The sequence below is a fragment of the Halomonas sp. 1513 genome (genome assembly GCA_001971685.1).
GTDB lineage: Bacteria > Pseudomonadota > Gammaproteobacteria > Pseudomonadales > Halomonadaceae > Franzmannia.
On the sequence record CP019326.1, the window covers coordinates 2818516 to 2839561 of the forward strand.

Annotated in this window: 20 protein-coding genes; 13 read left to right on the forward strand and 7 right to left on the reverse strand. The window is 67.0% G+C overall.

Annotated features, from left to right (window positions below; genetic code table 11):
- Nucleotides 1–22: 22 nt before the first annotated feature.
- The 3 genes from BWR19_12845 to BWR19_12855 all read right to left on the reverse strand — a co-directional run bounded on the left by BWR19_12845 (nt 23) and on the right by BWR19_12855 (nt 2876).
- On the reverse strand, nt 23–1150 hold the full coding sequence (locus tag BWR19_12845) for a 2-methylcitrate synthase (protein APX93753.1): 1128 nt from the start codon (nt 1148–1150) through the stop codon (nt 23–25).
- 85 nt (nt 1151–1235) lie between these two features.
- The gene (locus BWR19_12850) at nt 1236–2123 is read right to left on the reverse strand and encodes a methylisocitrate lyase (GenBank protein ID APX93754.1); all 888 of its coding nucleotides are present in this window, start codon (nt 2121–2123) and stop codon (nt 1236–1238) included.
- Between the two features lie 39 nt (nt 2124–2162).
- Nucleotides 2163–2876: a GntR family transcriptional regulator gene (locus BWR19_12855; GenBank protein ID APX93755.1), complete on the reverse strand. Its 714-nt coding sequence runs from the start codon at nt 2874–2876 to the stop codon at nt 2163–2165.
- Nucleotides 2877–3132: 256 nt separating this feature from the next.
- On the opposite strand from BWR19_12855, the gene BWR19_12860 reads away from it, so the two are divergent.
- Together BWR19_12860 and BWR19_12865 are read left to right on the forward strand one after the other, a co-directional pair.
- Complete coding sequence (locus BWR19_12860; protein APX93756.1) at nt 3133–4494, forward strand: aminodeoxychorismate synthase, component I; 1362 nt, start codon at nt 3133–3135, stop codon at nt 4492–4494.
- A 163-nt stretch (nt 4495–4657) separates the two neighbouring features.
- Nucleotides 4658–5278 (forward strand): phosphoadenylylsulfate reductase, encoded by a 621-nt coding sequence (locus BWR19_12865; GenBank protein ID APX93757.1) that lies wholly within the window; start codon nt 4658–4660, stop codon nt 5276–5278.
- Nucleotides 5279–5354: 76 nt separating this feature from the next.
- Here the strand turns inward: BWR19_12865 and BWR19_12870 are convergent, their stop codons facing one another.
- The gene (locus BWR19_12870) at nt 5355–6326 is read right to left on the reverse strand and encodes a transcriptional regulator CysB (protein APX93758.1); all 972 of its coding nucleotides are present in this window, start codon (nt 6324–6326) and stop codon (nt 5355–5357) included.
- A 280-nt stretch (nt 6327–6606) separates the two neighbouring features.
- On the opposite strand from BWR19_12870, the gene BWR19_12875 reads away from it, so the two are divergent.
- Complete coding sequence (locus BWR19_12875; GenBank protein APX93759.1) at nt 6607–6930, forward strand: thioredoxin; 324 nt, start codon at nt 6607–6609, stop codon at nt 6928–6930.
- 25 nt (nt 6931–6955) lie between these two features.
- Here BWR19_12875 and BWR19_12880 read toward each other — a convergent pair whose 3' ends face one another.
- A complete protein-coding gene (locus BWR19_12880) occupies nt 6956–8089 on the reverse strand; it encodes an AI-2E family transporter (protein ID APX93760.1) in 1134 nt (377 codons plus the stop codon).
- 175 nt (nt 8090–8264) lie between these two features.
- On the opposite strand from BWR19_12880, the gene BWR19_12885 reads away from it, so the two are divergent.
- Nucleotides 8265–9050: an SIMPL domain-containing protein gene (locus tag BWR19_12885; GenBank protein APX93761.1), complete on the forward strand. Its 786-nt coding sequence runs from the start codon at nt 8265–8267 to the stop codon at nt 9048–9050.
- Between the two features lie 120 nt (nt 9051–9170).
- Here BWR19_12885 and BWR19_12890 read toward each other — a convergent pair whose 3' ends face one another.
- Nucleotides 9171–10448, reverse strand: coding sequence for a serine--tRNA ligase (locus tag BWR19_12890; protein APX93762.1), 1278 nt, complete (start codon nt 10446–10448; stop codon nt 9171–9173).
- A gap of 201 nt (nt 10449–10649) precedes the next feature.
- On the opposite strand from BWR19_12890, the gene BWR19_12895 reads away from it, so the two are divergent.
- From BWR19_12895 to BWR19_12935, 9 genes are all read left to right on the forward strand, one after another.
- A complete protein-coding gene (locus BWR19_12895; GenBank protein APX93763.1) occupies nt 10650–13787 on the forward strand; it encodes an FAD-binding oxidoreductase in 3138 nt (1045 codons plus the stop codon).
- A 36-nt stretch (nt 13788–13823) separates the two neighbouring features.
- On the forward strand, nt 13824–15431 hold the full coding sequence (locus tag BWR19_12900; GenBank protein ID APX93764.1) for a hypothetical protein: 1608 nt from the start codon (nt 13824–13826) through the stop codon (nt 15429–15431).
- 17 nt (nt 15432–15448) lie between these two features.
- Nucleotides 15449–16150, forward strand: coding sequence for a DNA-binding response regulator (locus tag BWR19_12905; protein APX93765.1), 702 nt, complete (start codon nt 15449–15451; stop codon nt 16148–16150).
- A 130-nt stretch (nt 16151–16280) separates the two neighbouring features.
- Entirely contained in the window at nt 16281–16853 is a 573-nt protein-coding gene (locus BWR19_12910) for a phosphoribosyl-AMP cyclohydrolase (GenBank protein APX93766.1), read from the forward strand.
- Nucleotides 16854–17110: 257 nt separating this feature from the next.
- A complete protein-coding gene (locus tag BWR19_12915) occupies nt 17111–17353 on the forward strand; it encodes an antitoxin (protein APX93767.1) in 243 nt (80 codons plus the stop codon).
- The gene (locus BWR19_12920) at nt 17350–17613 is read left to right on the forward strand and encodes a toxin of toxin-antitoxin system (protein ID APX93768.1); all 264 of its coding nucleotides are present in this window, start codon (nt 17350–17352) and stop codon (nt 17611–17613) included. Before BWR19_12915 ends, BWR19_12920 begins: the two co-directional genes overlap by 4 nt.
- Nucleotides 17614–17775: 162 nt before the next feature.
- Complete coding sequence (locus BWR19_12925) at nt 17776–17976, forward strand: hypothetical protein (GenBank protein APX93769.1); 201 nt, start codon at nt 17776–17778, stop codon at nt 17974–17976.
- Between the two features lie 179 nt (nt 17977–18155).
- The gene (locus BWR19_12930) at nt 18156–19400 is read left to right on the forward strand and encodes a sorbosone dehydrogenase (GenBank protein APX95017.1); all 1245 of its coding nucleotides are present in this window, start codon (nt 18156–18158) and stop codon (nt 19398–19400) included.
- Nucleotides 19401–19405: 5 nt separating this feature from the next.
- On the forward strand, nt 19406–20032 hold the full coding sequence (locus BWR19_12935) for a hypothetical protein (protein ID APX93770.1): 627 nt from the start codon (nt 19406–19408) through the stop codon (nt 20030–20032).
- Nucleotides 20033–20122: 90 nt separating this feature from the next.
- On the opposite strand, the gene BWR19_12940 is transcribed toward BWR19_12935, so the two are convergent.
- On the reverse strand, nt 20123–21016 hold the full coding sequence (locus BWR19_12940) for a dihydrodipicolinate synthase family protein (protein APX93771.1): 894 nt from the start codon (nt 21014–21016) through the stop codon (nt 20123–20125).
- Between the last annotated feature and the right edge of the window lie 30 nt (nt 21017–21046).

The window sequence follows — 21046 nt, forward strand, 5'->3', positions numbered from 1 at the left end:
TGTCACCCCGTGGTCGGTGAGCTCAGTCGCGCTGCTCGATAGGCAACCAGTCGCGGGCGTCGGGCCCCACATAGTCGGCGCTTGGGCGAATGATGCGATTGTTGTCGCGCTGCTCGAAGACGTGGGCGCACCAGCCGGTGACCCGCGAGCAGACGAAGATCGGCGTAAACAGCTTGGTCGGGATATCCATGAAGTGATAGGCGCTGGCGTGGAAGAAGTCGGCATTGCAGAACAGCTTCTTCTCGCGCCACATCACCGCCTCGACCCGCTCCGAGACCGGGTAGAGCACGCTGTCGCCGACGTCGTCCGCCAAGCGCTTTGACCACGCCTTGATGATCGCGTTGCGCGGGTCGGACTCGCGGTAGATGGCGTGGCCGAACCCCATGATCTTCTCTTTACGCTCGAGCATGCCGAGAATCTCGCGCTCGGCCTCGTCGGCGGAGCGCCAGTGCTCGATCATCGCCATCGCTGCCTCGTTGGCGCCGCCGTGCAGCGGGCCGCGCAGCGAGCCGATGGCACCGGTCACGCAGGAGTGCATGTCGGAGAGCGTCGAGGCGCACACCCGGGCGGTGAAGGTCGAGGCGTTGAACTCGTGCTCGGCGTAGAGGATCAGCGACACGCTCATGACCCGCGCGTGCAGCTCGCTGGGCACCTCGTCGCGCAGCAGATGCAGGAAGTGGCCGCCCACCGAATCGTCGTCGGTCTGGGTATCGATGCGCACGCCGTCGTGGGTGTAGCGATACCAGTAACAGATGATCGACGGCAGCACCGCCAGCAGGCGGTCGGCGGCGTCCTGCTGCTCTTCGAAGCGCTCCTCGGTCTCGAGGTTGCCGAGCATCGAGACGCCGGTGCGCATTACGTCCATCGGGTGGGCGTCGGGGGGAATCTGCTCGAGCACCGCGCGCAGCGGCGCCGGCAGGCCGCGCAGGCCCTTGATCTTGGTGATGTAGGCGTCGAGCTCGGCCTGGGTGGGCAGCTTGCCCTTGAGCAGCAGGTAGGCGACCTCCTCGAAGCGCGCCTTGTCGGCCAGCTCGGCGATGTCGTAGCCGCGGTAGGTCAGCCCCGAACCGCTCTGGCCCACGGTGCACAGCGCCGTGCTGCCGGCGCTCTGGCCACGCAGGCCGGCGCCTGCAAGGGGTTTATCAGCCATGACGTGTCTCCTTCTCCCGGGCCCCTGCGGGCCGGTGAATGTGGGATGTTGTTATGGAATCGGTAACGGTCAACTGCTGCGCACGCTAGGCGTTGTTCTCCTGCACGAACAGCGCATCGAGCTTGCGCTCGAAGTCGTGATAGTTGAGGAAGTCGTAGAGCTCGTCGCGGGTCTGCATCAGCTCGACCACGTCGCGCTGGTGGCCGTTGGCGTGGATGCTCTGGTAGACCTTGAGCGCCGCGGCGTTCATGGCGCGGAACGCCGAGAGCGGATACAGCACCATCTGGCAGCCCACCTCGGAGAGTTCCTGCTGGGTGAACAGCGGCGTGGCGCCGAACTCGGTGATATTGGCCAGGATCGGCGCATCGACCCGCTCGCAGAACGCCTGGTAGTCGTCGAGGCTGTGCACCGCCTCGGCGAAGATCGCATCGGCGCCGGCCTCGACGCAGGCATTGGCGCGCTCGATGGCGGCGTCCAGCCCCTCCATCTGGAAGGCGTCGGTGCGCGCGATGAGGAAGAATTCCGGGTCGATGCGCGCGTCGGCGGCGGCCTTGATGCGGTCGACCATCTCGGCCTGGCTGACGATCGCCTTGTTGGGGCGATGCCCGCAGCGCTTCTGGGCCACCTGGTCCTCGAGGTGCACGGCGGCCACCCCGGCGCGCTGCATCTCCTTGACCGTGCGCGAGATATTGAAGGCGCCGCCCCAGCCGGTGTCGATATCCACCAGCAGCGGCACGTCGGTGGCGCCGGTGATGCGGTGGGCGTCCTGGACCACGTCGTTCATGGTGGTCATGCCCAGGTCGGGCAGGCCGAAGGAGGCGTTGGCCACACCGCCGCCGGAGAGGTAGATCGCCTGGTGCCCGACCCGCTCGGCCATCAGCGCGGTATAGGCGTTGATGGTGCCGACGATGGGCAGCGGCTGATTGGCGTTGAGCGCGGCGCGAAAGCGGGCACCGGGAGTGGCATGGCTCATGGGGCTCTCCTTGTAGGGTGGCAGTGTAGTGACGGTCGGTTACGACGCCGGCTGGCCGGCTTCCTGTTCGAGTACCGCGGCGTAGCGCTCGGCGACGTTGGCCCGCGAGGCGCTGACGTGGCGGCGCATCAGCAGCTCGGCAAGCTCGGCGTCGCCGCTCTCGATGGCATCGACGATGCGGTGGTGCTCGACGAAGGCGCGCTGCGGCCGCGTGCCGCTGGCACTGAACTGAGTACGATAGAGGCGCACCAGGTAGTAGAGGTCGTCGCAGAGGATCGTCATCAGCATGCGATTGTGGCTGCCCTGGACGATGCGATAGTGAAAGTCCAGGTCGCCCTCGCGCTGGAAGTAGGCCTCGCCGCGCTTGAGGTCGGCCTGGCGCTCGTGCAGCGCCAGCACCTCGCGCAGCCCGGCGATCTCCTCGGCGGTCATGTGCTCGGCGGCAAGCCTCGCAGCCATGCTCTCCAGCGCCTCGCGCACGTCGAACAGCTCGAGCAGCTCCTTCATCGACAGCTTGACCACCCGCGCGCCGACGTGGGGCACTCGCTCGATCAGGCGATGCACCTCGAGGCGGCGCATCGCCTCGCGCAGCGGCCCGCGGGAGATGCCGTAGGTCTTGGACAGGCCCGGCTCGGTGATCTTGGCGCCCGGTGCCAGGTCGCCGCGCACGATGGCCTCCTGCAGCTGGTTGAAGACCCGCTCGGCAAGGGTGCGAACTTCGGGTGTGTTCAGGTCTGGCGTGGCTTGATTCATGATTAATTGTCGACAATTGGGTTCTAAAGGCACTCTAACCAGCCGCCGCCCAGGAATCAAGCGTAAGCCGCGCTGTGCGGCCTACGCCTTTGGGCGTAGAGCCCGGATAACGCGGGCTCGCCCGGGGCCACATTGTCAACAATGATGCTATTTTAGCATAAGCCGTTGATAGGCCGTCTTCATCCAACGCTCGGCAGATGAGACAAACGCCGGGACGACGCCTAGAATGAGGCGCTCGTTGAGGAAAGCGCCGCGCATGACATCACCACTCGAGATCACCGCCCTACCCTATCAGCCCGATCCGTTGGGCTACTTCGCCGCCCTGCGCCAGCAGCCGGGCGCGGTGCTGCTCGACAGCGGCCGCCCCCACGGCCCCGGCGGCCGCTACGACATCCTCAGCGCGCGGCCCCTGGAGACCCTCGAGATCGACACCCGCGGCCAGGCCCGCGACGCCCAGGGCAAGCCCCTGCCCGGCACGCCCATCGAGGCGCAGAAGGCGCTGCTGGCCAGCCTCAGGGGCGACCCGCCCGACAGCGAACTGCCGTTTCTCGGCGGCCTGATCGGCTTCTGGAGCTACGACTTCGGCCGCTGCCTGGAACCGCTGAACGGCGCCGCCCGCAGCGCCACCGCCCTGCCCTGGAGCCGCGTCGGCCTCTACGACTGGGCGCTGATCCAGGACCACCAGGCCCAGCAAAGCTGGCTGGTGGCCAGCGCCGCGCGCCGCGCCGAGGTCGAGCAGTGGCTGGCCGCAGCGGCGCCCGAGGGCGCACCGTTCAAGATCACCGCGCCGTTTACCGCCGAGCTCGACCGCGACGGCTACGGCCAGCGCTTCCGCCGCGTGCAGGCCTATATCCAGGCCGGCGACTGCTACCAGATCAACCTCGCCCAGCGCTTCAGCGCGCCCTACCACGGCGATCTGTGGCAGGCCTACCTGCGCCTGCGCCGGGCCACCCCCACGCCCTTCGCCGGCTACCTGGCGTGGGACGACAAGGCGGTGCTGTCACTGTCGCCGGAGCGCTTCCTGCAGGCCCACCACGGCCAGGTCGAGGCGCGGCCGATCAAGGGCACCCGCCCCCGCGGCGCCACCCCGCAGGAGGACCGCCGCCTGGCCGAAGCGCTGCTGGCCAGCGACAAGGACCGCGCCGAAAACGTGATGATCGTCGACCTGCTGCGCAACGACCTGGGCCGGGTGTGCCGTCCCGGCAGCGTGCGGGTGCCGCAGCTGTGCGGCCTGGAGAGCTACGCCAACGTCCACCACCTGGTCAGCAGCGTGCGCGGTGAGCTGGCCACGCAGCGCTCGACCCTCGACCTGCTGGCGGCCTCCTTCCCCGGCGGCTCGATCACCGGTGCGCCCAAGGTGCGCGCCATGCAGATCATCGACGAGCTGGAGCCCAGCCGGCGCAGCGCCTACTGCGGCAGCCTCGGCTACGTCGACCAGCGCGGCCATATGGATACCTCGATTGCCATCCGTACCGCGGTGGCCGACGCCGGCCAGCTGCATCTGTGGGGCGGCGGCGGCCTGGTCGCCGACTCCGACGAAGAGGCCGAGTACCACGAGACCCTGGACAAGATCCGCCACCTGCTGGGTGCCCTGGACCACGACAGCGCCACGCCTTGAGATCAACGGCGCTGCTTAGCACGTTACGAACTAACAGAGCGCCCGCAAGCTCGCTTTTCGCTATATAACGACCTAACCAAACGATATTGGGGCGAGGCCCGACGCCTTTGGTAATCTGGCGCCATACACCAGAGCGGCGGCTCTCCGCCTTCAGGAGCTTTTGATGGAACTCGATATCGACAGCATCAACCAGCAGCACGGCCACGACCCCGAGGCCCTCACCCGCTGGGCGCTGAGCCTCGGCAAGCGCGCCATCTGCACCACCAATTTCCGCCCCTTCGAAGCGGTGATCCTGCACATGGTCACCCAGGTGCAGCCCGACATCCCGGTGGTATGGATGGACAGCGGCTACAACACCCCCGCCACCTATCGCTTCGTCGACGAGGTGGTCAAGCGCCTCGGCCTCAACCTGATCACCTACCATCCGCAGCGCTCCCGCGCCCATCGTGAAGCCCTGGAAGGCGACTTCCCCGGCATCGACGACCCGCGCCACGCCGCCTTCACCGAAGAGGTCAAGCTCGAGCCCTTCCAGCGCGCGCTGCGCGAGATGGCCCCCGAGGTGTGGTTCACCGCGCTGCGCGCCGAAGACACCGCCGAGCGCGCCCGCATGCAGCCGGTCTCGCGCAACGCCGACGGCCTGATCAAGGTCGCCCCGGTGCTGCACTGGACCGCCAAGGAGATGTACCAGTACCTGCAGCAGCACGACCTGCCCAACAACTTCGACTACTTCGACCCCACCAAGGTGGAGGAGAAGCGGGAGTGCGGTTTGCACCTTCAGCACTGACCCCCGCACCTATGTCACCAAAAGGCCCTGCCGGTATCCCACCCGGCAGGGCCTTTTGTTATTGCCTGGCGCGCGTTTAGCGCGTCGGCAACTCGATATTCTCGAACAGCTCCTGCTCATGGCGCGGGCCGGCAGCCAGGGCGGCATCTACGCGATTACGGTCGAGGTGGGCGGCGAAGCCCTGCACGAAGTCGTACATATAGCCGCGCATGAAGGTGCCGCGACGAATGCCGATCTTGGTGGTGGAACTGGCGAACAGGTGGCTGGCATCCAGCGCCACCAAGTCGCTGTCGGCCTCCGGGTCCACCGCCATGTGCGCAACGATGCCGACCCCCATCTTGAGCCGCACATAGGTCTTGATCACGTCGGCGTCGGCGGCGGTGAGCACCACATTGGGGGTCAGGCCGCGGGCCTTGAAGGCGTCGTCGAGCTGCGAGCGGCCGGTGAAGCCGAACACATAGGTCACCAGCGGATACTCGGCCAGCGCCTCCAGGGTCAGCGTCTCGACGTCGGCCAGCGGATGCCCCTGGGGCACCAGCACGCAGCGGTTCCAGCGGTAGCAGGGCAGCAGTACCAGGTCGTTGAACAGCTCCAGCGCCTCGGTGCAGATGGCGAAGTCGGCGTGCCCCTCGCTGACCATCTGGGCGATCTGCTTAGGCGTGCCCTGCTGCATGTGCAGCGCCACGTCGGGGTACTTCTGGGTGAAGTCGTGGATCACCGGCGGCAGTGCATAGCGCGCCTGGGTGTGGGTGGTGGCGATGGAGAGGCTGCCGCGACGCTCGTCGCTGTGCTCCTGGGCCACCTGCTTGATGTTCTCGGCGGTGCGCAGCACCTGGCCGGCCAGCTCGATGATCGCCTCCCCGGCCGGCGTCACCCGGGTCAGGTGTTTGCCGCTGCGGGCGAAGATTTCCACCCCCAGTTCGTCCTCGAGCAGGCGGATCTGCTTGGAGATGCCCGGCTGTGAGGTGTACAGGCTTTGCGCGGTGGCGGAGACGTTGAGGTTGTGCCGCGTGACTTCCCAGATATAGCGCAGCTGCTGCAGTTTCATCCCCGAAACCTCTTGCTGATGGTCGGCCATCACGGCCGGTCGGCTAACCCCATAAGGCATAAGCCAGCATGATTAAATTACTTTATAGCATATAAGCCTATCCCTCGAAACGGCTACGCCCGGCCGGGCGAGTGGCCGCTCTTGAGCGCGTCAATAACAAGCCGCTATCACGTCGATCAACCAGGCGATATTTGCCAGCAACGCGGGCTGCCGCTAACATCGGCCAGCTAACCTTGCAAAAAAGCACGCTCGACTAAGCGCAAAGCAACTGGAGATTTACATGGCTAATAACGTCGATGTCACCACTGCCAACTTCGAGCAGGAAGTGCTCAAGGCCGACAAGCCGGTCCTGCTCAAGTTCTGGGCACCCTGGTGCGGCCCCTGCAAGATGATGGCGCCCGTGGTCGATGAAGTCGCCGATGAGCGCGCGGAGAACATCAAGGTCGTCAGCGTCAATGTCGACGATGCCCCGGAAATCGCCGCCGAACACGGCGTGCGTGGCGTGCCCACCGTGATGCTGTTCAAGTCCGGCGCCAAGGTCGCCTCGCTGGTAGGCGCCCAGTCCAAGACTCAGCTCGCGCAGTTCATCGAGCAGAACGCCTGATCGATCGGCTAGTGCCTGCTGGCCGCTACTCGGCGCCCCGTTGATGCTCATCATCGGGGCGCTGTCGTTTCAGGCGCACCCGTCCCGGCAGAATCTCATCGCCCGCGGCACTCTTCTCGGCTCCCGGCCCCAGTAGCCGCGCGATCCAGCGCGTGTCCGGGTGGCTGTCGAGGGCGATCTTGAGGGTCATGGTCAGCAGCACCGATAGCAGCATGCCCACCGTGCCGAGTATCCAGCCCCACACCACCAGCGACAGAAACGCCACGAAGGTCGACAGCCCCAGCGCTCGCCCCATCACCCGCGGCTCGACCAGGTTGCCCATCACGAAGTTGATCGCCAGATAGCAGAGTGCCAGCACCACTGCCGAGCCCCAGCCGGCGTCCGGCGATACCAGCAGCAACAGTACCGGCGGAATCGCCGCCAGCGCCGAGCCGATATTGGGAATGAAATTCAGGCCGAAGGCCATGGTGGCCCACAGCAGCGGGAAGCCCACGCCGACCGCCACGCAGGCGATCCATACCAGCACTCCGGTGATCAGGCTGATCACCGTCTTCACCGCCAGGTAGCGCTTCAACGTCAGGCTGAACTCGCTGAGCCGGCGCAGGCTGGGCGCCGGGTCGAGCAGTGCCTGGCTGATCTTGTCGCGAAAATTGAGCGTCTCGAACAGCATGAACACCACCAGCAGGCCAACGATCGCACTCTGGAACAGCAGGTTGCCGAGATGGCCGAGAAGGGTCGGTATCATCTGGGTGACGTTGGCGTCATCGAACCACTCGGCGAACTGCTCGGGCCGCACCGACATGCCGCGGCTGGCCAGCCAGTTGAGCAGCTCGTAGTAGTAGGCGTAGGCCTGCTCCTCGATATCCGGCAGCGCGGCGATGAAGGTGCTGAAGGTGTTGGCCAGCAGCAGCATCAGCAGGATCAGGAAGGTGCCGATCACCAGCAGGGTGGCGCACACCGCCAGGCGCAGGCTGAGGCCGTGGCGATGCAGCCACTGTACCGGCGCGGTGCACACCACGGCGATGAACAGCGACAGCAGCAGCGGCACCAGCAGCTCGGCGCCCAGCCGCATCCCGCCGATGATCACCACCAGCGCGGCCAGCGCCAGGGTCAGGTTGAGCGGGATGGTACGGGATTGCTGATTCGAATCGGGATCCATGAGCCTTCCTGGCGTTATGATTGCTTTCATGATGGGCGCAGTTGCTCGCCGAGACAAATCCGCCTCGCCGCGGCCACCAAGATTAGGGAAACACGGTGCAGGCGCCCAGCGCCCGGGAACCGCCGACGCACGGCGCGCTCGAATCCTCGTCCACTACCTGCAAGGAGGCCACTCGATGACACTTTCCCGTTCCATGCGCCGCCCGTTCGCCCTGCCGCTGGCGCTGCTGCTGGCTGCCAGCCTCGCTGCCCCGCTGGCGATGGCCGACATGCCCCGCCCCCATGAGTCACGCCTCAGCGTGCAGGCCCAATCCAGCGTCGAGGTGACCCCCGACAAGGCCAGCCTCAGCGCACGGCTATGGGAGCGCACCCCGGCGGTAGCCGCCGGCGACGACCAGCAGACCGACCCCGACGCCCTGCGCGAGGCCCGCGAGCGCCTCGAGGAGCGCACCGGCGCGTTGATCCGCACCCTGGAAGAGGCCGGCCTGGAGCGCGACGCCATCAGCGCCGGCTCGCTCAATGTGCGGCCCGACCATATCAATGCGCCGCGCCAGCAGGACGGCGAACGCGAGACCCTGGTGCGCACCCAGCTCGAGCGGCCGATCACCCTGACCATCGACGACCTCGAGCAACTGCCGGTGATCCTCGATGCCCTCACCGAGGCCGGCGTGAATGCCCTGGACGGCGTGCAGTACGACCTCCACGACCGCGAGGCGGCCACCGACCGCGCCCTGACCCAGGCGCTGGAGAAGGCCCGTCACAAGGCGCAACTGATGGCCGACACCCTGGAGGTGAGCCTGGGCAGCGTGACCAGCGTGAGTGAGGTGCAGTCGCCGGTATTCATGCCGCGCATGATGGCGATGCGCGCCGACACCATGGAGAGCCAGGGCGCCGGCGCCGAGTACCGCCCCGGCACCATCAGTGTCGATGCCGAGGTCAGCGTGAGCTGGGAGATTGAGTAGCTGTTAGCGCCGAGCTCTTTGCTTGGCGCTTGGCGCTTGGCGCTTGGCGCTTGGCGCTTGGCGCTTGGCGCTTGGCGCTTGGCGCTTGGCGCTTGGCGCTTGGCGCTTGGCGCTTGGCGCTTAGAGGTTAATAACCTCGATACCACCCATATAGGGCCGCAGCGCGGCGGGGATGGTGATCGAGCCGTCGGCCTGCTGGTGGTTCTCCATCACCGCCAGCAGGCAGCGGCCCACCGCCAGGCCGGAGCCGTTGAGGGTGTGCAGCAGCTGCGGCTTCTTCTGCTCCGGATGACGAAAGCGCGCCTGCATGCGCCGCGCCTGGAAGTCCTCGCAGTTGGAGACCGAGGAGATCTCGCGGTAGGTCTCCTGGCTGGGCAGCCACACTTCCAGGTCGTAGGTCTTGGCCGCGCCGAAGCCCATGTCGCCGGTGCACAGCGTCACCACCCGGTAGGGCAGCTCGAGCTTCTGCAGGATCGCCTCGGCGTGGCCGCGCATCTCCTCCAGCGCCGCGTAGCTGGTGGCCGGGTCGACCAGCTGCACCATCTCCACCTTGTCGAACTGGTGCTGGCGGATCATGCCGCGGGTATCGCGGCCGTGGGAGCCCGCTTCGCTGCGGAAGCACGGCGTATGCGCGGTGAGCTTCAGCGGCAGCGCCTTGGCATCGAGGATCTCGTCGCGGGCGAAGTTGGTCAGCGGCACCTCGGCGGTGGGGATCAGGTGGAAGCCGCGCTCGTCGTCGAGCTTGAACAGATCTTCGCCGAACTTGGGCAGCTGGCCGGTGCCGGTCAGCGACGCCTCGTTGACCATGTAGGGCACGTAGCACTCTTCATAGCCGTGCTCGAGGGTCTGGGTGTCGAGCATGAACTGGGTCAGCGCGCGGTGCAGGCGAGCGATCTCGCCGCGCATCACCGCGAAGCGCGAGCCGGTCAGCTTGGCCGCCAGTTCGAAGTCGAGGTTGGCGCACTTGGCACCCAGGTCGACGTGATCGAGCACTTCGAAGTCGAAGGTCCGCGGCGTGCCCCAGCGGTGCAACTCGACGTTCTCCTCTTCGCTCTCGCCCTGGGGCACGCTCTCGTGGGGCAGGTTGGGCAGCCCCACGACCAGCGCATCCCACTCGGCCTGCACCTCGGCCAGGCGCGCCTTGGCGGCGTCCAGGCGGTCGCCCAGGTCGCTCACCTCGTCGAGCAGCGGCTGGATGTCCTCACCGGAGGCCTTGGCCTTGCCAATCGCCTTGGAGCGCGTGTTGCGCTCGTTCTGCAGGGTCTCGGTCTCGGTCTGGATCTCGCGACGCCGGGATTCCAGCGCCTCGAGTCGCGCGGTATCGAGGGTAAAGCCACGCGTGGCCAGTCGTTGGGCAACCTGTTCGAGGTCACCACGCAGCAGTTTCGGATCGAGCATGGAATCCTGTCCGTCGCAATTCGGTGGTGGGGGTAAACGCCAATCAGGCGCTTATTGTAGGGAAAAGCCCGGCCTTTCACCACGCCGCCGGCGGGCGCCAGGGTGCGACCCGCCCCCGCCTCGGGTAAAGTAGTGGCACGACTCCAACAGCCCGCGCGGCCAATACGGCCGACGCCCGCGACCGATGGCTTGATATCACCGATGATCGCTCGACTGGATACCGCTGCACCCGACACCCTGCCCGCCCTCGACGACCACTACCTGCGCTTCCTCGAGGCGCTCAAGGCGGCCGGCTTCGAGGGCGAGATCGCCCCGGACTTCGCCAACCGCACGGTGATGGCCACCGACAACTCGATCTATCAGCGCCTGCCCCAGGCGGTGCTTTATCCCAAGGGCGCCGAGGACCTGCAGCGCATCGCCCACCTCGCCGGCCAGGTAGAGCATCGCCGAGTGGTGCTCACGCCGCGCGGCGGCGGCACCGGCACCAACGGCCAGTCGCTCACCGACGGCCTGGTGGTGGACGTCTCCAAGCATATGAACCGGATTCTCGACATCGACGTCGAGAACCGCCGGGTGCGGGTACAGGCCGGGGTGGTCAAAGACCAGCTCAACGCCGCCCTCAAGCCCCACGGGCTGTTCTTCGCCCCGGAGCTCTCAACCTCCAACCGCGCCACCATCGGTGGCATGATCTCCACCGACGCCAGCGGCCAGGGCAGCTGCACCTACGGCAAGACCCGCGACCACGTGCTCGAGCTCGACACCCTGCTGCTCGGCGGCGAGCGCCTGACCAGCCGCCCGGTGGACGACGCCGAGCTCGAGGCGCTGTGCGCCCGCGACGACGCCACCGGCCGCGCCTACCGCACCGCCCGCGAGATCATCGACACCCAGCGCGAGCTGATCGCGGCCAAGTTCCCGCCGCTCAACCGCTGCCTGACCGGCTACGACCTGGCCCACCTGAGAGACGCCCAAGGCCGGCTGGATATCAACAGCCTGCTGTGCGGCTCGGAGGGCTCGCTGGGCCTGCTCAACGAGGCGGTGCTCAACGTGCTGCCGATCCCCAAGCACGCCACCCTGGTCAACGTGCGCTACGCCGACTACATGCACGCGCTGCGCGACGCCAAGGCGCTGATGGGCGATGAAGACGGCTCGCAGGACCGCCCCACCTCCATCGAGACCGTCGACGACACCGTGCTGCTGCTGGCGATGGACGACTTCGTGTGGGACAGCGTGGCGGAGTTCTTCCCCAGCGGCGAGACGCCGGTACGCGGCATCAACCTGGTGGAGTTCAACGACGACGACCCCGAGCGCCTGGCGGCGCGGGTCGAGGCGTTCTGCCAGCACCTGCAGGATGACACCAGCGTCGAGCGGCTCGGCTACACCCAGGCCGTCGGCCGCGAAGCGATCAAGCGCGTCTACGCCATGCGCAAGCGCGCGGTGGGCCTGCTCGGCAACGCCCAGGGCGAGAAGCGCCCCATCCCCTTCATCGAAGATACTGCGGTCCCCCCGGAGCACCTCGCCGACTTCATCGGCGAGCTGCGCGACGCGCTCAGCGCCCGCGGCCTCGACTACGGCATGTTCGGCCACGTCGACGCCGGGGTGCTGCATGTACGCCCGGCCATCGACATGAAGGACCCCGAACAGGCGACGCTGATCCGCGAGCTCTCCGACGAGGTCGCCGGGCTGACCCACAAGTACCACGGCCTGCTGTGGGGCGAGCACGGCAAAGGCGTGCGCTCCGAGTACGCGCCCAAGTTCTTCGGCGAGCTCTACCCCAGCCTGCAGCGGGTCAAGGCGGCCTTCGACCCGCACAACCAGTTGAACCCGGGCAAGATCGCGACGCCGGCCGCTCCAGCACCGGCCACCGGCGACGTACCCGAAGAAGCGGTAAGGCTCGTCGACCCCGGCCTGCTCACCGTCGACGGCGTGACCACCCGCGGCGAGCTCGACCGTACCATCGACGAGCGGGTGTGGCAGGCCTACAACGCGGCGGTGTACTGCAACGGCAACGGCGCCTGCTACAACTACGACCCCGATGACGCCATGTGCCCGTCGTGGAAGGCCACCCGCGAGCGGGTGCACTCGCCCAAGGGCCGCGCCAGCCTGATCCGCGAATGGCTGCGCCAGCAGGACGCCGCCGGCATCGACCTGGTCGAGGAGGCGCGCAAGAAGAAGGCCGAGGGCGCCTGGGGGTTTATCAAGGACCTGCCCAAGCGCAGCCTCAACAGCCTGCGCCGCAAGCGCGAGGCGGACGTCTCCCACGAGGTCTACGACGCTATGGCCGGCTGCCTGGCGTGCAAGTCCTGCGCCGGCCAGTGCCCGGTCAAGGTCAATATCCCCCAGGTCCGCTCGCAGTTCCTCGAGGTCTACCACGGCCGCTACCTGCGCCCGCTGCGCGACTACCTGATCGGCGGGCTGGAGTTCATGGTGCCGAGCCTGGCCCGAGTAGCACCGCTCTACAACGGCCTGCTGGGCACCCGCCTGGTCGACCGGCTGCTGGCCGGGCCCATCGGCATGGTCGACAGCCCGCGACTCTCCCGCGCCAGCCTCAAGAAGCAGCTGGCCGCCTGGGGCGTTGCCGAGGCCACCCCCACCGCGCTGGGGCTGCTCACCGAAGCGCAGAAGGCCAGAAGCGTGGTGCTGGTGCAGGACGCCTTCACCAGCTACTTCGAGGCCAGGCTGGTGATGGATATCGTCGAGCTGCTCAGCCGCCTGGATGTGCGGGTGTTCGTCGCCCCCTACTCGGCCAACGGCAAGCCGCTCAACGTGCAGGGCTTCCTCGGCGCCTTCGAGCGCACCGCCGCCAAGCAGGCCAAGCGCCTGCGCACCCTGGCCGAGCACGGCGTGCCGCTGGTCGGCATCGACCCGGCGATGACGCTCACCTACCGCCAGGAGTACGTCAAAGCGCTGGGCGCGGACGCCGTGCCCGAGGTGTTGATGCTGCAGGAGTGGCTGGTGACGAACGCCCGCCGCCTGGCGCCCAGCGGCGTGCCCCTGGACGACCCCGGCTACCGGCTGCTCAGCCACTGCACCGAGGCCACCAACGCCCCGGGCAGCCCCAAGGCGTGGCAGCAGGTGTTTGCCGCCTTCGGCCTGGAGCTGGAGCTAGTCAATACCGGCTGCTGCGGCATGTCCGGCACCTACGGCCACGAGGCGCGCAACCTCGAGACCTCCAAGGCGATCTACGCGCTCTCGTGGCAGGCTCAGGTGGAGGACCCGGCCAACGCCGGCAAGCTGCTGGCCACCGGCTACTCGTGCCGCAGCCAGGCCAAGCGCCTCTCCGACCAGGCCCTGGCGCACCCGCTGCAGGCGCTGCTCGGCCTGCTGCGCCAGCAGCACTGACAAACGCGACGGCAGATCACCGGAGTTCGATGGCCCATGTTTCAACGCCGCCTGGGAATTGCGCTGTTCACCCTCACGCTGCTGGCGTTGATCCAGGGCGGCATCGCCGTGTGGGCCATCGATGGCGCCCGGCAGAAAGTCGAGCTCGGCCGCCTCTCCAGCGACCTGCATAGCGGTTTCTTGGCGCTCTCCGACAGCAAGCACCGGCTGCAGACCTGGCTGTCTCGCGCCCAACACGACGCCAACCCCGACCTCGAGCAGCGCCAGGCGCTGCTCGAGGAGATGCGTGCGCACCTGGCGCGGCTTCACCAGCTCAGCGAAACCCTGGCCGACCATGCCCTGGTGGAGATGGAGCAGCCCGCCAGCCTGGTCGAGGAGCGCCAGACGGCGCTGAACGTCTTCGATCAGTTCCTCGACACCCTGGAGAGCCAGGAGAGCGTCCCCCCGTTCGATCTCGAGGCCAGCGACCTCAACCAGTTCGAAGGCCGCGACCTGCGTCTGATGATGGCCGACACCCTGTCCCGGGAGCGCACGCTGCTCGCCAAGCAGCGCAACGAAGCCGACCGCTCCCTCCAGCAGCTGGTGCGCACGGTGATCCTGACCACGCTGACCCTGAGCGCCATCATCATGCTGGTGTTCTGGCACTTCGCCCGTGCCCTGCGTCGCCCCATCGGCGAGCTGATGCGCGGCGCCCAGGCCCTGCAGCGCGGTGAGCTCAGCCACCGCCTGGACGACAGCCTGCAGGACGAATTCGGCCGCATCGCCGCGCATATCAACCACATGGCCAGCGAACTGGATCAGCATCGGCGTACCGAGCGCGACCGCCAGCAGCGCCTGGAAGACCTGGTGGAAACACGCACCCGCGAGCTCGAACAAGCCCTGGAACGGCTCCGGCAGCTCTCCCAGCAGCGCCAGCAGTTGCTCGAGGACATCAGCCACGAGCTACGTACCCCGGCCACCTCGATACGCGGCGAGGCGGAGATCGCCCTGCGCGGCCAGCCGCGCAGCGAGAGCGAGTACCGCCAGGCACTACAGCGCATCGCCGGCGATGCCGTTCACCTGAGCGGCGTCATCAGCGATCTACTGACCATGGCGCGTAGCGATATCGCCGAGTGGCAGATCCATCACCAGCCCCTCGACCCGCTTGGCCCGCTGCGCGATGCCATTGGCCAAGCCTCCACCCTGGGCCGGCTGCGCGGCATCAGCGTGACCACCGGCCAGCTGGAGACGGCCACGCTGCTCGGCGATGCCCAGCGCCTCCAGCAGGTCTTCGGCATCCTGCTCGACAATGCCGTCCAGTATTCGCATCCCGGCGGCCAAGTCAGGGTCGAGGCGCAGGTAATCGAGCACCAGGCCGGCAGCGTCTGGGAGCTGCGCATCCGCGACCACGGCATCGGATTGGCGGCCCAGGAGGCATCACGCGTCTTCGAGCGCGGCTACCGCAGTGCCGAGGCGCGCCGCCACCGCCCCGACGGGCAGGGAGTCGGGCTGGCCATCGCCATGCTGCTGATGCGCCTGCATGGCGGCCAGCTGCAACTCGAGAGCATGGACGATGGCGGATGCCTGGCCCTGCTGCGCCTGCCGGTGCATATGCCCGAGGCCGCCGCCATCGAAAGCCCCGCCCCCTCGCCCTCGTCGGCCTGACCTCGGAGCCCATCACCATGCATATCGTCATCGTCGAAGACGATCCCCGTATTCGTGACTTCTTGCAGCGCGGGCTGGCCGCCGAGGGCCACCAGGTACAGAGCTTCAGCGAGGGGCAACCGGCACTGCTGCATCTCGTCCAGGCGGCACGCGACGGCGTGACCGCCTCGCCGCCTGTCGTCATCCTGGACCGCCTGCTGCCGGATATCGGCGGCCTGGAAGTATGCCGCAACCTGCGCACCGCCGGGGTGACCTTCCCGATCCTGATGCTGACCGCCCTCGACAGCGTCGAGGACCGCGTCTCAGGGCTCGAGGCCGGTGCCGACGACTACCTGGTCAAGCCGTTTGCCTTCGAGGAGCTGCTGGCCCGGCTCGGCGCCATTTCACGACGCCACGCGGGGCACGCCAGCGCCGAGCAGCGCATCGTCAGCGTTGGCGACCTGGTGCTCGATCGCGACCAGCGGCGTGTCACCCGCGGCGGCCGGCGGATCGATCTCACCCCGAAGGAACTCGCCATCCTCGAGCTGTTGATGTCCGCGCCCGGCAAGCTGTTCAGCCGCGAACGGATCCTGGCCAGTGTATGGGGCGCCCACGAAGATCCGCTGACCAATGTCGTCAATGTCTATATCCGGCGCCTGCGCCGCAAGCTGGACGACGGAGACACCGAAGAGTCGCTGATCACCACCCAACGCGGCTTCGGCTACCGGCTGGAGGCCTGAGCGTTCACCTTGTGTTAATCCTGGCGGCATTGCTTGTTCATCCCGCGTCGATCGGAACGCAGTGCAGCCTGCGTTACGCTGGCCGGGCTTTTCCATTAGCCCTAACCCGCTTAGCGACAGGAGATGAACGATGAACATAAAGACACTGGTTACCGCGACCGCCCTCGGCCTCAGCCTGGGCACCGCCGGCCTGGCAAGTGCCGCGCCGGTCACGCACCTGGGTGGCGACATCAGCGAAGAGCAGGTGCTGGAGGCACAGCGGGCCTGGGGCGACGCGCTGGTCGCGATCTCCAACGCCTACGAGGAAGAAGGCATCGACGCCGCCCGCGAGCTGGCCCGCGAGGTGATCGACAGCGCCTACGGCTACGACATGGGCGAGGTGCTCTTCAAGCCGACCCTGGCTGCCGCTCCACAGACCTTCCGCACCACCCCGGAAGGCGCGCTGGCGTACTTCGTCGGCCATAGCGACGAATACAGTGACGACAGCGGTTTCGCCCTGAAGGGCTGGCAGGAAGTCAGCGTCGACAATGCCGCCATCCTGATCAGCGGCGATGTCGCCATGACCATGGGCAACGTCTCGATCCTCGATGCCGACGGCAACACCACCACCGTGGACAAGTCCTGGGGCTACCACCTGGACGACGAAGGCGAACTGCGGATCGTGCTGCACCACTCATCACTGCCCTTCAGTGAAGACGAGTAAGCGCTAGCTCTCCCCCAACCGTACCGGCCACCGCCGGTACGGTCTCCTCGTTGCGCTCAATAGCAACGCCACTAATTGACTGGGACAGCCACCGCTATCTGGAAGCACTCTTTGCCATGCCCATGATAGGCACCGGTCTGCACAGGGTGAACGTGCATCTGTCGCCAGGCCAGCCAATTTTACAAAAAGCGTTCGTCTTGACGTACGTACCCTAAAGCGTACACTTGGTGAAAAATCAAACACGCAAGAGGTGCGTCATGACGGGCATCACAGCAACTGAGGCGCGCAGCAACCTTTATCGGTTGATTGACGAAACTGCCGAGTCCCATCAGCCGATCGTCATCATGGGCAAGCGGAACAAAGCGGTCTTGGTATCCGAAGAGGATTGGTCGGCGATTCAGGAAACACTCTACCTCCTTTCCGTGCCTGGTATGCGGGAGTCTATTCGAGAGGGGATCGATACCCCCGTGGACGAATGTGATGAGGAGCTGAACTGGTGACATGGAAGTTGGTTTACACCAAGCAAGCCCAGAAAGATGCAAAGAAGCTGGCTTCCAGCGGCCTTAAACCAAAAGCTCAGGAACTATTGACACTGATAGCGGAAGATCCATACCGCAAGCCGCCACCGTTTGAGAAGCTCATCGGCGATCTTGCGGGGGCCTACTCTCGCCGCATCAATATTCAGCATCGTCTGGTCTACCAAGTGCTCGAAGACGAGCGAGTGGTAAAAGTTCTCAGGCTCTGGAGCCACTACGAATAATACATAACCAGCCGCTGTTGCAGGGCAATTTTTCCACCGCTTCGCGGCTCCAAAATTGCCGCAAAGCTTCGCGGTGATCACCAAATGTGGTGGCCCACGGGAACTCACCGCGGGCCGCTTGCCGTCGAAGCCTCAACGCCCCAGGAACGCACAGGAGGCCGCATGTCGCGCACCCTGATCCTCATTGGCCTGATCATCGTCGCCATCGGCATCCTCTGGCCGTGGCTCTCCAAGCTGCCCTTCGGCCAGCTGCCCGGCGACATCGCCGTGCGCCGCGAGGGCTTCTCATTCTTCTTCCCCATCACCACCATGATCCTGGTCAGCGTGGTGCTCTCGCTGATCATGTGGCTCTCCGGTCGATAGTGCTGCGCCTGCTGGCGCCGCACCACGCCAGCCGAGCCACCATTGGCTAGCACTATCAGAACAACAGCCCAAGGCTATCACCTTTTCCTCAAGGAGCGACTAGACTGAGCTGGCGGCACCTCGCCGTGCGACATAATCATAATTAAGAAGGATCGCCAGCCATGACACACTCACGTCTGATGCCCCTCACCGTAGCCGTCACCGCCGCCAGCCTGCTGCTTGGCGTTGGTATGAGCAGCGCCATCGCCGACGACCATGAGCCCGCCTGGGCCCAGGGTCGCTCGTCCGACATGGCCGACTCGCCGCTAGCGCCCCACGCCACGCCGCTGACCGTGACCGCCGAGGAGGACATTCCCCTCGACCACATCCGCCTGCCCGACGGCTTCAGCGCCGAGATCTGGGCCCACGGCATGCCCGGGGCGCGGATGATGGCCCGCGGCGACGACGGCACCCTGTTCATCGGCACCCGCGGCATCGGCCGCGTCTATGCGGTGCTCGACAACGACGACGGCGAGGAGCGTGAGCACGTGATCATCGCCGAGGGCCTGACCCAGCCCAACGGCGTGGCCTTCAAGGACGGCAGCCTCTACGTGGCGGCGATCAACCGCATCCTGCGCTATGACGACATCGAATCGCACCTCGCCAACGGCGGCGACGTGCCCGAGCCCGAGGAGCTGACCGACGCCTTCGGCCTGCCCGACGACGAGCACCACGGCTGGAAATTCCTCGCCTTCGGCCCCGACGGCCGGCTCTACGTGCCGGTAGGCGCGCCCTGCAACGGCTGCGACGTCGACGAAGACACCCACGCCACCATCCACAGCTTCGAGCCCGACGGCTCCGATATGCGCGTGGAGGCCCGCGGCGTGCGCAACAGCGTCGGCTTCGACTTCCACCCCGAGACCGACGAGCTGTGGTTCACCAACAACGCCCAGGACTGGCTCGGCGAGCACGGCCCCCAGGACACCCTCAACCGGCTGGCGGAGAGCGGCGACCACTACGGCTTCCCGTTCTGCCACGGCCACGGTGTGGCCGACCCCGAGCGCGGCGACCAGGGCAGCTGCAGCGACATCGTGCTGCCCGCGGCGCTACTCGGCGCCCACAGCGCGCCGCTAGGCATGCGCTTCTATACCGGCGAGATGTTCCCCGAGTCGTATCAGAACGCCATGTTCATCGCCCGCCGCGGCTCCTGGAACCGCACCCTGAGCGTCGGCTACGACATTCAGGTCGCGCATATCTCCGACGACGGCGAGCGCGCTGCCATCTCCCCGTTCATGGTCGGCCTGCTCGACCCGCGCGAGAACGACTTCGCCGGCCGCCCGGTGGACGTGCTGCAGATGCCCGACGGCGCGCTGCTGGTGGCCGATGAGTACAACGGCGCCATCTACCGCATCAGCTACGAAACGCCTGACTACGTGGAGGAGTGAGGCCGATGCGGTCAACCCGACGCGCGCCCTGGCGGCGCGCTCTCGTGGCCTGGGGCGGCGCTGCCGCCCTGGGCATCGCCGCGCCCGCCGCCGCCGAGGAAGCCCCGGCGGTGGGCCTGCCCTTCGAAGAGCAGGTGCAGGTGTGCGGCGCCTGCCACGGCAGCGACGGCAACTCCCAGCAGGCCGGCACGCCGTCGCTTGCCGGCCAGCCCGAGCTGACCATCGTCAACCAGATGATCTACTTTCGCGAACGGCTGCGGCAGAACGAGGTAATGACGCCCCAGGCCCGGGGCCTGCCGGATGCAGAGATACAGGCCCTGGCGGCCTACTATCACGAGCAGCCGGTGGCCGCGCCCGAAGGTGACCCCGACCCTGAGCTCAAGTCCCGCGGCCAGGAACTCGCCGCGCAGCAGCGCTGCGCCAGCTGCCACCAGTCCGACTACCGCGGCCGCGAGCAGATGCCACGCCTCGCCGGCCAGCGCGAGGACTACCTAGTGGCGGCCATGGTGGCCTATCGCGAGCGCACCCGTGGCGGCCCCGATACCACCATGATCGACGTGATGCGCGGTGTGCCTGATGAGGACATCGAGGCCATGGCCCACTACTTCACCTACCTGCACGCCGAGGAGTAAGCGAGCACCCACTCAGGAGGCAAAAACCACAAGGGGCAGCCATCTAGGCTGCCCCTTGTGCTTGTCGCCGCGCTGCGCATCTTCGCGCCGTTAGGCAAGCGCCAACTCATCGATCAGCGCTGCTAGCCGCCTGCGCGCCTCACCGTCTACCGCCTTGAGCGGCCGTGGCAGGCACGGCGCCTCGACCAGCCTCAGCAGCTCTGCCGACGCGGCCGTCACCCGCAGGCTGCCGCCGGTCTCGGTGAACAGCTGCCACAGCGGCTGCAATCGATCCGACAGGCGTAGCGCCTCTTCGGCATCGCCGGCCTGGGCCGCGCGGGTGATCGTCAGCATCGTCTTGGGGAAGGTGCCGCCAATCGCCGAATACCACGCCTCGCAGCCGGCATTCAGCCCCATGGCGCCAAGCGCATCGCCGCTGACGCCAATCGTGACATGGGCGGGAATCAGCGCCCGCAGCCGCTCGACCCGGGCCTTGGCCTCGGCGGGGTCGTTCGGCACCCCGGGGATCTTGATCGACGCGACGTTGGGCAGCCGCGCAATCTCGCCGTGTAGCTCATCGCTGAAGGTGAAGTGCGTGGTGCCCGGGTTGTCGTAGACGCACAGCGGCACCGACAGCGCCCGCGTCACGTCTTCGAACAGCCCGTACACCTCCTCATCCGACAGCCGCTGATACGACACCGGCGCCAGCATCACCGCGCTGGCCCCCGCCCGCTGGGCCTCCTCCGCCAACGCCAGCACGTCGCGGGTGCGCACGGAGCCAATACCCACCATCACCGGCGTATCGCCGGCGTGCTCCACCGCCAGCCGCGCAACGCGACCGCGCTCGGCAATCGATAGATAGGCGTAGTTGCCGGTGGAACCCAGCGCCCCAATCGAATCGACCCTGGCCGCCACCAGCCGCTCGATCAAGCGGGCGAACGCCGGCTCGTCGATACCGTTGGCGTTGAGGGGCGTCAGGGGAAAGGCGCTCAGGCCAGTGAACATGGCGGTTGCTCCAGTGTGAGTGGTATGAGG